Below are 11,606 nucleotides of genomic sequence, written 5' to 3' on the forward strand. Positions count from 1 at the left end.
GATAAGATCCCATGGAGACAACATGGTAGATAGGCCGGGAGTGTAAGAGCAGCAATGTTTTCAGCTGACCGGTACTAATCGATCGAGTTCTTGACCAAAGAAGAAGACGCAATACGAAGTAGCTGTTTAGTTTTGAGAGAATAGGTAAGACTATCGAAACAGATAAGAGTATTGAATAGGATAAAGTTTCTGGTGGCGATACCGGAGGGGGTACACCTGTTCCCATCCCGAACACAGCAGTTAAGCCCTTCAGGGCCGATGGTACTTGGAGCTCGCGCTCCTGGGAGAGTAGGTCGCCGCCAGATTAATTTTAAAACCCTACAGTCAGGATGGCTGTAGGGTTTTTTGTTTTGCCAGCAGGTAAGTGCAGGAAGTGGTTGTGTTCTTTACCTTCCCGGGAGACGATGAACCAAATCACCCCTTAAGGACATGCTAGGAATAATAAAAGTTAGCAAAACTTAATTTTTTCTTCCCACCAGCCAAAAGCAACTCTGCCTATTATTTTTTCACTACTTGTTTCTGGTGGAAGATAATTAATAGCAATAAGCCCAACAAAATATTTGCCTTGAAGCGATTTGTATAAGGGAATAGGAATATTAACGGATTCATGAATGTGCATTTTAACACTCCTAAAAAGTTTTTTGAAAATATGTATTCTAATATCAAATCAAAAAGAACCTATATATTGGTGCCGGGTAAATTGATATGGTTGTTAAAAACCTTACAGTTGTAACGCGACTGTGGGGTTTTGTTATGTTTGAGGTGCCGATTGTTGAATTGCTATCATGTTATGGTAATTATAAGTTATTCAACCATCGGACCTTTTTCTAAGCATTGACCTAAATAGTCTAATGTGATATTTTGTAAAAAAATACAGTAATTTCATTTATATTTTAATTAATTAGCATCCTTATTTCAACGGGGGTGATTTATTGAATAATAATCTAATTATGGCCAAACTCCGATTACCTTATTTAGGCAGGGGAATTATAGATAGACACAGGCTGTTATTAAAAATGGCGAATTTTAAGGAGAGAAAAGCAACCTTTGTTGTTGCTCCTGCTGGATATGGCAAGACAGTATTTATTAAACAATTCATGGATTGTGTGAAAGTACCCTTTGTATGGTATCAACTTGATTCCTTTGACAACGACCCTGTAAAGTTTTTCGAATATTTAGTAAAGGGCCTCGTGACAGCTTTACCAGATTTTCGGGTTATTTTACCCGAGTTTAACCCGGAAGATATAAAGGCCGATAAAAAATTTTATAGACTAATGGTCTCTATTCTTAATGAACTAGAAAATAAAGCGAATAATGGACTGATTATTGTTTTTGATGATTTACATTCGCTAAAAGAGACAGAGGTATTAGAGTTTATAGAATATTTTATTAGTTATATTCCGAGCACAGTCCATGTCATCATTTCCTGTAGGTATCAACCAAATTTTTACCTGTTAAACCTCAAGGCCAGTGGGAGTATCGTAGAAATAAACCAGCAGGACCTGAAATTCACGTCAACAGAAACTACGATGTTATTTAATGTAACAGATGAGTGCTATTTTGATGAAGAATATCTCGCAGCAGTTCACGGTAAACTGAGCGGCTGGGCTTTGGGTTTAAAGCTCTTTAAATTGGCATTTAGAGATGCATTGGATCAATCAACGGATACTGCATTATTTAAGGCCAAGAATGAAATATTTGACAACATCTTCAACGAGTTATATATGGGTCTCCCACCAGAAATTCAAAAATTTTTGCGGTATACTTCCGTACTCGAAAACATGACGCCGGGGGCCTGTAATTATATGCTTGACATACAGGATGCTGGGAAGAAGTTAAAATATATTGAGAGGAAAAACCTCTTTATTACAGTTACAGGTTCGGGGGACAAGATTTCATACAGGTATCATGATGTTTTTAAGGAATATTTAGTTAGTTTGATTGAAAATAAAAATGAAGTCTATGCCAAAGCGGGCCACTATTATATGCAAAGTGGTTCTAATGAACAAGCAGTAGAGTGTTTCAGATTAGCCAATAATGATGTCATGCTGGTAAAGGCGATCGAACAGACAGGAGAGCAAATGCTTCAACAAGGAAGATTAAAGACGGTCGAAGCTTGGCTTTCCATACTGGAGGAAAGGGGACTTTTAAACAGTCCAGTATTAATCATGCTAAAAGTAGAGCTTCTGTCTTATGGCGGAAGTTTTGGTGAGGCAGGGGACTGGATTAATCAAGCCTTCCATTTATTCAAGGAGACTGGCGACAAAGAAAGGTTGGTGAGAACAGCAATCCACAAGGCCAGGATTCTTAGGTACCGAGCTTCCTTTTCGGAAAGTACAAAATTTATAGACCGCTTTATGGAAGCTACAGAAGAAATTCCGGATATGTATAGACTGGAAATAGCTGCTGAAAAGGTTTACAATCAATGGCTGACGGGAAATATAACGGCAGCCATCGAAACGGCGAAATTAGCCCTAAGCCATAAAGAAAGCCGGAAGAATGAGAAAGCAGCGGCAAGACTTTCCAAGTATATGGCTGTTTTATACAGCCTGCGAGGGAGTTACTCCGTTGCGTTGGAGCTTTATCAACAGATTTTAGATTCCTGCCAGGGCAATGAGGATACCCTCGAACAGGGGTCCATTCCACTGTATATGTCCTGTATATACAGGGAGCGGGGTGATCCGGCAAGGGCACTGGATATGATGAAACGATCGTTGGACAGGAAACAAAGGGTCGGTTTTACCGAGGATTTGCATCTGATTTATTTCAATATAGCAATTACCTTACTCGGTTATGGGGAACTGCGAGAAATTGACCACTACTGCCGGCTGGCACAGGATGCTTTTAAACAAGCCGGAGGACAGCTTACATGTTATGAAATGATGCTGAAAGCTTTTCAAAGTGCAACTTTAACATATTTTAAGGGAGAAGCTTCCCAAGAGGCAGAATCTTTGATGGAACAAACGGTTAGTACTCTTAATAATGAATCGAAGTATATGCTGGTTTATATCACATCTTATTTCGTCATTTATTATCTTAAATACAAACAGCATGAGAAGGCCAATGGGCTATTAAAACTGGTCCTAGCTGTGGAAGAAACCAGCGGACTTAAATCTCAAGTAGCCATTCTCTATGGTCTAAAGGCCGTGATCTTAAAAGAAAAAGGTGACCAAAAAGGTGCAATTGCATTTACTAAACAAAGTTTAGAGTTGGCTGCGGCTGAAAGATATGAAAGGTTTTTTCTGACCTTTCCAGAGCTGTTTCCCTGCCTGGAAACTGCTATCGTAAATGGGATAGAACAGGAATTTGTAGAAAAAATAATTTCCCGTTATGATGCGCGGTTCATGCCACTGCTTTTAAACTTACTAAAGCATCCAGACACCAAAGTTCGCGGCAAGGTGGTAAAATTGATAAAAAGTGGTAATTACGGGCCAATACGAAAGGAAATAGAGTTGCTTTTCTTTGAGCCCGATATACGGGTGAGAGACACGGGATTTGCTTTATTAAAAGAAATGACTGTAGAAGAGGAACAAAGGACAAAACTTTTTGTTCGTTGTTTAGGAAACCTAAAGGTGTACCGATACGATGACTGGAACAATTCCCTGGTTTGGCGCACATCAAAGGCAAAGGAGCTTTTTGCCTATCTTCTGCACTGGCAAGAACAACCTGTTTTAACCGAAAGGATTCTGGCCGACCTATGGCCGGATACCAATGTTGATAAAGCTCGCAATCTTTTTCATACCAATCTTACACATGTAAAAAAATTGCTAAAACAGTGTGGGCTTAACGATAATCTGCGGAGGTACCAAACTGGATATGCACTGGCTACTCGGGGTATGGTCTGTGATCTTTGGCTGCCTAATGCCAGTGGATACAGAGGTGTATACCTTGAGGATATCTATTCTGATTGGCCGGAGGTCAGGCGATTAGAACTGGAGCAAGAGATTCTTACAAAAAAATAGGTTCATTTAGCTTCCTCTACAGGAAGATATTTATCTGGGCACTTATGTGCCCTTTTTTGTTTTGCCAAACAGCAATAATCACCGAAAATTGAGCACGGGTTGAATATTCTGTTTTCTATAATTTACATATAATTGATGTGCGAGAAGTAGTTCCGTGTTTCTCTCCACTTGAAAGCAAGAAAGCACATCACAAAGTGACTGAGAATTTTGTCAGGATTCCAGTGAAATACGGGTTTCACTTGAGGTGCTTTTTGCTTATCTTTTTAAATTATCCAGAGCGGTACACATGGTTTTTCTAGCATATTTATTTCCGGGAAAACAGTTCAAGTAAAAATTATAGCATGAAAAATGGAAGAGCATGTAACAGGATTTTTTGACTAACACGTGCCCTGACAGGCTGGCAGGCACAATTGAAAGTAAAATCTTGTTTGGAAAATGTTTGGAGATGCAATGTAAAATTTTTTTAGGAAAAAGGCCCCATAATAATGAACGATCTGAATATAAGTGTATCGTGCTACTAAGTTTGTTACCTAAAATTGGATGGTGGCAAAAGTTGAAATTTACAGTCTCAACCACAGATCAGGCAAGAATAAAAATATTATTGCTGGCACTGACCCTGCTGGTGGTAATTATGACCTATACAGGAACCCTGAACTACATGACTTATGCAGATAATTATAATAAATCCCTGGTAAGCACTTATTCCGTTGCCGGCAATGAGTTAGTTAGGAAAATAGAATATGCCTTATATTACGGGAAGTCGATGGAAAATTTTTACGGCATGAGCGATACCTTAAAGGAGTTAAAAGAAATTGTTAAAGAGGTTGAGCAAGTAAATATAATTTCGCCCGGTGGGGAGATCTTATATGATTTGAACGGTTTTGCAACGAATAAAACATTGCCTGAGGAGTTGCTAAAAACAGCCACTTTTCAGCAGGGGATGATCAATGATCAATGCAGCTACCAGTCATTCGCAGGAAAGCATTATATATTCCTAAAGATTTTTGGGCCGGATGCGAAAGCTATTGCTGCCTTGGAAATGGTTTTTCCAAGGGAATTATTTCAAAACTCGATCGATAAAAACCAAAAGGAATTAGTTGCATATCTGGGTGGCGTAGTCTTACTCGCATTTTCCTTATTATACCTACTTCTATTAAAGACCAACCTTTTAACCACGGACAGTAAGGTAAATAGGAAAAGGATTTTTATTACCTTTATTGTAGTTTTAAGTTCGGTTCAGTTGTTGTATTGCGGCCTTAACTATCATCTTTTTAAAAAGGCCTATGTCCACTTGGCCCTGCAAAGTAAAGGCTTTGTCGAGAGCACGGTGGCCCAAAACATGGAAAAGGTTTACCGTATGGGGATCAGCCTGTCAGATGTGGACGGGGTAGAAGAATATTTGGAAAACATTAAGGCCGGGCTGCCTTTAATTGAAAGCATCGATGTTATAAAGCCAGGCGGCGGTGCGGGGGAAGTTGTGCTTGATCCAGCTAATTCCCTGGAGGTTGCCCAGGTTAGAGTTAGTATTTCCTCTGCTTATATTGATCGGCTGATGTTCAAAATTTTGCTGGACATGATAACTGTCCTGGTGATTTCTTTCCTTTTTATGATTGAATTAACCCTATTGGCAACCATCTTAATGAGTAGAACAAGCTCCCAGGGAGAACAGGAGATGTTTAAACCACCTCTTCTGCATGCTTCCCAGTTAATTAGAGGATTAATATTTACTGTTAATATTTGCGTTTTTATGTCTATTACCTTTGTTTCCATCGTGATGCAAAAGTTATATCAACCCCTGCTGGGCTTACCCCGGGACGTGGTGCTGGGGCTGCCAATTTCTGCTGAAATGCTGGGAGGTATACTGGCCATTTTAGTGGCCGGGTTACTGATCGATAAAAAGGGCTGGAGAAAAATTTTTTATACGGGTGCAGTGTTGATAGCAGTGGGAAATTTGTTTTCGTGGCTAAGCTCCAGTGCGATTCTTTTTATTTTTTCCAGAATCCTAGCCGGTTTAGGCATTGGCTTTATCTTAATGGCTTTGCGCAGTTTAGCGGTCTCCTTGCCGGAAAGAAATATTGCCATTGCAGAGTTTTCTGCTGGTTCCATAGCTGGATTAAATTGTGGTGCAGTTATCGGGGGCATGTTGGCCGACAGAATTGGCTATCAGCCTGTTTTTTGCTTATCTGCAGCCATGGTGCTTTTTTCCTGTGTTTATGTAAACAGGTTAATGGCAGGTTTAGAAATTGGGTGCAGGGTTACCAGTAAAATCTCTGCCTGGAATAAGTTTATCAATTTTATAACCGACAGAAGTGTTCAGATATTTTTGTTGTTAATATTCGCTCCCTTCTTTATTGCCGGAACATTTCTGGATTATTACTTCCCATTATTTGCCAAAGGACATGGTCTCTCTCAAGGTGACATCAGCCGAGCTTTCTTGTTAAATGGCTTGTGCATTATCTACCTTGGCCCGGTTTTAACCAAGTTTGTGACCCACTTCGGGGATAAAAAAGGGATTGTGGCTTCATTGTGCGTGTGTGTTTGTGCGTTGGCGGCTTTTACCCTTTGGGGTACCATTCCCGCGGCTATTGTAACGGTTATTCTACTTGGTATTGCTGAAAGCTTCGGGGTGGCCATGCAGACAAGTTATTTTTTAAACCTAAAAACAGTTAAGAACTTGGAGATAAGCAAAGCCATTGCATATTTTAGTGTAATGGTCAACGCCAGCAGGATGGTTGGTCCTATTATTTTTGGTCTCACCCTAGCCCTGGATCTGAGAATGGGAGTGGGGTTGATAGCTGGGATTTTATTTATTTTGCTGATCATATTTATGCTCATACCTCATAGATACCATGAGCAAAGCCAATAAAAAGGGGAAATGGGGGCGGTGATATGAATAGGCTTGCTAAAATACTGTTTATTTGCCTTTTTTTATTATCTACAATAACTGGCTGTTTTAGTGCAGATTTGGCTAAACAAAGAGCAAAACAGGCTGGCAAAGGAGCGAACATTATGATTGGAGTTCCTGTTCCCCATGAATTTACCGAAAAAAATACCGGGTTTTTAAAGGGTCTAACCTTAGCCCTTGAGGATATTAATGACAAGGGAATAAATGGTAAAAAAATTCAGCTGGAAATTGCGGATGATCAGGCGGTTTTTAAAGATGCTGTGGACATCGCGCAAAAATTTTCTCAAAACACCCGCATGACGGCAGTAATCGGTCACTGGTACTCAGATATTTGTATTCCGGTGGCAGCTATCTATGAAAAAGCTGGCATGTTGGAAATAGTGCCCACCGTATCGAACCCTGAGCTGACGGAAAATAATTTCTGGTACGTCTTTCAAAACATACCCAGTGATAAAAAAGTGGCAGGACAAGTGTGCCAGTATGCCTTGCAGCAGGGGTATAAGAAGCTGGTTGTTTATTATGAAGATAGCTCCTATGGACGGAATTTGGCCGATGCCTTTGAAAGAGAAGCAGAAGCGAAGGACATGAAAGTGATTGATAGAAGTTCAGGCCTGGTAAGTGATGTAGACCTTAAAAGGGCCCATGATAAATGGCAGGCCTTGGATTTTGATGCTGTTTTCCTGGCCTTGAATATGCCCGAAGGGGCACAGTTCATTAAAGAAATCAGAAAAATCAATCCAAGCATCCCGATTTTATCCGGCGATGGTCTGGATGTAAATGAATTTACGAGTACCCTGGGAAAGGATAGCGAGGGCGTGGTGATAGCCAGCATATCCAACCCCCACAATGAAAAACCCGAATTTAAGAAATTTGCCAACCGATACAAGCAGAGGTATGGTGAAGAACCCGATGTGTGGGCTGTACAGGGCTATGATTCACTGCTACTAATTGCACAGGCAATTGAACAAACGGATAGTTGCTCACCGGCGGTGTTGGCTGCTTATCTGCGGGATATGGAAAGTATGAAGCTTATTTCAGGTGATATCTCTTTTAATGAGGACGGGGAAATTCAGGGCAGAGAAATATATATGAAAAAAGTAGTGAAAGGCACCTTTGAATATCTTAATTGACCATCATAACCGGAGGAGGTAAGGACATTATGGCCGAAAATAAGGTTTTCCGAAAAGTATCCCTGGATCGCCTATCTTCACCGGAAGAGTTGGATCAGCGTCTAACAGTTACATCGCCCATGGGTTGGCTGGCCTGTCTGGCGATTGCTTTATTAATCTTAGCCGGCATTATTTGGGGGATCTTTGGGAAGATACCCGACAAGGCCATCGGTGAAGGAATTATTATTTCCAGCGGTGGTGTTACGAATGTAATTTCCCAGGTCAATGGACATATAACGGATGTCAAGGCCCAGGAAGGTGATTACGTAAACAAGGGAGATGTAATTGCTAGGGTAGAACAAACGGAAATTGTCGATAAAGTAAATCAACTGAAAGAGGATTTGGAGGTTATCAAAAATCTGGACACGGATAACCCCCAGTTAAAGGATAATAAGCTGAATTTAAATGTTTATGGGCAAATAATTGAAAATATTGAGGATATGGAATACGCCAGGACAAACCTTGACGTTCAGAGAGCAAATTTAACATCTGCAGATAAAAGTCAGGCGATCAATCTGGAGCAGGCTAAATGGGAACTGGAGCAGGCAACGTTGCAACTGGAAAAGGACAAGGAGCATTATGAAAAATCAAAATACCTGTTTGATCATGCTGTGTTATCCCAACAAGAATTCACAGATGCTGAGCGTAATTTTATATTGAGCGAAGCAGCTTTACAAAACAAAAAAGAAAAACTGCAGAATCTAATAGCGGAGGCCAATGTATTACCTCGGTCACAAGTTCTACAGGCTGAGCAGAATTTAGATGTATTAAAACAAAAGCTCAAGGATACCAGGTTGTTAATGGAAAAGGATTTGGAAAAACAAATTGCCAAGATGCAGTTGGAGCTTATAAATAGCAGTGAGATCACTGCTGACGTTTCTGGACGTGTTGTGGAGTTGCAGGTTAAAAAAGGTGGACTGCTGGGAACGGGCAACAGTGTTTGCAGTATTGCTAGACAGGAAAAAGAAGCAGAATCACTGACAGTGGTAATATACATGCCTGTGGAGCAAGGAAAAAAAGTACGGCCTGGCATGGCGGTCAACATTTCACCCAGCACAGTTAAAAAAGAAGAGGATGGGTTTATGCTGGGAAACGTGAAGTCCGTTTCCCAATATCCGGCCAGCAGTCAGGGCATGATGCTTACCCTAGGCAACTCGGAACTGGTAAATCGATTGACGGGTCAGGGTTCGCCCATAGAGATTCGAGTGGAATTGGTAAGGGATAGCAGGACAGTGAGCGGATATAAATGGTCCACACCCGAGGGGCCGGAAATGATCATTGATAGTGGTACCTTGTGTTTGGGAGAAGTTAAGGTAAGTGAAGAGAGGCCCATCAGTATGGTTATTCCCTTTATAAAAAGGATATTGCCTATTTAATGAAGCACTTCAATATTGGGGTGATTGCCTTGAAAAAAAAAGGTGAGATAAAAAAGGTTCCGTCTATTTTACAAATGGAAGCAGTGGAATGCGGTGCTGCATCCCTGGCCATGATTTTTGCCTATTATAAAAAATATCTCTCCCTTGAGCAACTTCGGGTTGATTGCGGGGTTACCCGGGACGGTGTAAAAGCAGTCAATATACTCAAGGCTGCCCGGAGACACGGATTTGAGGCCAAAGGCTTTCGCAAAGAACCAGAAGATCTCAAGGAGATGGCATTGCCTGCCATTATTCACTGGAACTTTAATCATTTTGTTGTTCTTGAGGGGTTTCGTGAAGGCAAGGTCTATATTAATGATCCCGGCAGTGGGCCTAAGGTGATTTCAGAAGAAGAGTTTGATTTATCCTTTACCGGAGTAATCTTGACCTTTCAACCCGGGTCGGATTTTCAACCCAGCGGTCAAAAAAGTAATTTTTTAGACTCTTTAAAAAACTGGGTCAAAGGGTCTCAAACAACACTGGGTTACCTGGTTGTTATTGGATTATTAATGGTGATACCGGGGCTCATTGTTCCTGCCTTTTCCAAGATATTTATTGATAATATTTTACTGGCCGGCAAGGAAGACTGGCTTAAACCTTTACTTTGGGCTATGGGCACAGTGGTTGTTTTACAGGCTGCCCTTACCTGGCTGCAGCAGTATTACCTACTGCGAATGGAAACAAAAATAGCCCTGACCAATGCGGGAAAATTCTTTTGGCATATTTTCAGACTGCCGGTGCTTTTTTTTCAACAGAGATCCGCCGGTGATATTTCCAACAGGATGCAAAGCAATGACCAGGTAGCTGCCTTTTTATCAAGGGAATTGGCCGAAACGGTTATCGGTATGATCACTCTGATCTTTTATTTAATTGTGATGTTGCAGTACAGTGTATATTTGACCCTTATTTCCCTGGTTATTGGTGGCATAAGTATTGCCTATCTGATTTATTCGTCCAATAAAATCGAAACGATGAATAAAAAACTGTTGCAAGATAAGGGTAAGGTGATGGGTTTTTCTATTTCCGGCTTATATATTATTGAGACCTTAAAGGCAACTGGTTCTGAGTCGGACTTTTTTGCCAAATGGTCAGGTTACCATGCCAAGGAGATTAATGCCCAGCAAAAGTTAGGCCGAACCACGCAAATCCTATTTCACCTGCCAAATTTCTTAGCGGAGTTTGCCGATGTCATGATCCTGTTTGTGGGTGGGATTATCATTATTAACGGCAACCTGACCATTGGTTCCTTAATTGCTTTCCAGGGTTTGCTGGCCAGTTTCATGAATCCGGTCAACAGTTTGACCCAAATGGGTATGAGGATTAAGCAGGTTCAGGGGGATATCAACCGACTGGAGGATGTTTTTAAATACAAAGTGGATGAAAATGTCAACCGAGAGATAACCGTCAACAACGAAGAAGACAATTATAAAAAGCTGGAGGGATATATAGAGATCAAGGATCTAACCTTTGGCTATAACCCCTGGGATCCTCCATTAATTGAAAACTTTAACCTTACATTAAAGCCCGGTTCCCGGGTGGCACTGGTAGGCGGTTCAGGCAGTGGAAAAAGTACAGTGGCCAGGTTAATTACAGGTATCTATCAGCCATGGTCTGGGGAAATTCTGCTGGATGGCGTGAATAAAGACCAACTTCCACGGAGTGTAATAACGAATTCGTTAGCTGTGGTTGACCAAGATATCACGATGTTTGATGGGACTATTAGGGAGAATCTCACCATGTGGGATGCTACGATACCGGAATTTGAGCTTATACGTGCTGCCAAGGATGCCTGCATCCATGATGTTATTTCTACCAGAGATAAAGGATACGAGTACCGGGTACGTGAAGGCGGCGCGAACTTTAGCGGCGGACAGAGGCAACGATTCGAAATTGCTAGGGCATTAACCGGCAACCCTGCGATCTTGATATTGGACGAAGCAACCAGTGCCCTGGATGTGCAAACGGAAAAGATGGTTGATGAAAACATTCGCCGGCGCGGCTGTACCTGCGTGATTGTTGCCCATCGTTTGAGTACAATTCGGGATTGTGATGAAATAATCGTCATGGATAAAGGAAAAATTGTTCAGCGCGGTACCCATGAGGAAATGAAAAACACCGGCGGGCCTTACGCTGAACTAATAAGTGCCAGTTAGTA

At 41.3% G+C, this 11,606-nt stretch carries 6 protein-coding genes and 2 rRNA genes; 7 read left to right on the forward strand and 1 reads right to left on the reverse strand.

Annotated elements, in window-relative coordinates:
- Together AC1U9Z_RS13605 and rrf are read left to right on the forward strand one after the other, a co-directional pair.
- A 23S ribosomal RNA gene (locus AC1U9Z_RS13605) occupies window positions 1–98 on the forward strand; the annotation flags it as partial.
- Window positions 99–188: 90 nt separating this feature from the next.
- Window positions 189–305, forward strand: a 5S ribosomal RNA gene (rrf, locus tag AC1U9Z_RS13610).
- Window positions 306–448: 143 nt separating this feature from the next.
- On the opposite strand, the gene AC1U9Z_RS13615 is transcribed toward rrf, so the two are convergent.
- Complete coding sequence (locus AC1U9Z_RS13615; RefSeq protein WP_479957862.1) at window positions 449–619, reverse strand: hypothetical protein; 171 nt, start codon at window positions 617–619, stop codon at window positions 449–451.
- 313 nt (window positions 620–932) lie between these two features.
- On the opposite strand from AC1U9Z_RS13615, the gene AC1U9Z_RS13620 reads away from it, so the two are divergent.
- From AC1U9Z_RS13620 to AC1U9Z_RS13640, 5 genes are all read left to right on the forward strand, one after another.
- Window positions 933–3,962, forward strand: a complete 3,030-nt coding sequence (locus AC1U9Z_RS13620) for an AfsR/SARP family transcriptional regulator (protein WP_479957864.1) — start codon at window positions 933–935, stop codon at window positions 3,960–3,962.
- A 553-nt stretch (window positions 3,963–4,515) separates the two neighbouring features.
- Window positions 4,516–6,828: an MFS transporter gene (locus AC1U9Z_RS13625; RefSeq protein WP_479957866.1), complete on the forward strand. Its 2,313-nt coding sequence runs from the start codon at window positions 4,516–4,518 to the stop codon at window positions 6,826–6,828.
- Window positions 6,829–6,851: 23 nt separating this feature from the next.
- Complete coding sequence (locus AC1U9Z_RS13630; RefSeq protein ID WP_479957868.1) at window positions 6,852–7,997, forward strand: ABC transporter substrate-binding protein; 1,146 nt, start codon at window positions 6,852–6,854, stop codon at window positions 7,995–7,997.
- A 29-nt stretch (window positions 7,998–8,026) separates the two neighbouring features.
- Window positions 8,027–9,412 (forward strand): NHLP bacteriocin system secretion protein, encoded by a 1,386-nt coding sequence (locus tag AC1U9Z_RS13635; protein ID WP_479957870.1) that lies wholly within the window; start codon window positions 8,027–8,029, stop codon window positions 9,410–9,412.
- A 20-nt stretch (window positions 9,413–9,432) separates the two neighbouring features.
- On the forward strand, window positions 9,433–11,604 hold the full coding sequence (locus AC1U9Z_RS13640; RefSeq protein ID WP_479957957.1) for an NHLP family bacteriocin export ABC transporter peptidase/permease/ATPase subunit: 2,172 nt from the start codon (window positions 9,433–9,435) through the stop codon (window positions 11,602–11,604).
- Window positions 11,605–11,606 lie beyond the last annotated feature (2 nt).

Source organism: Desulfotomaculum sp., from assembly GCF_982386235.1.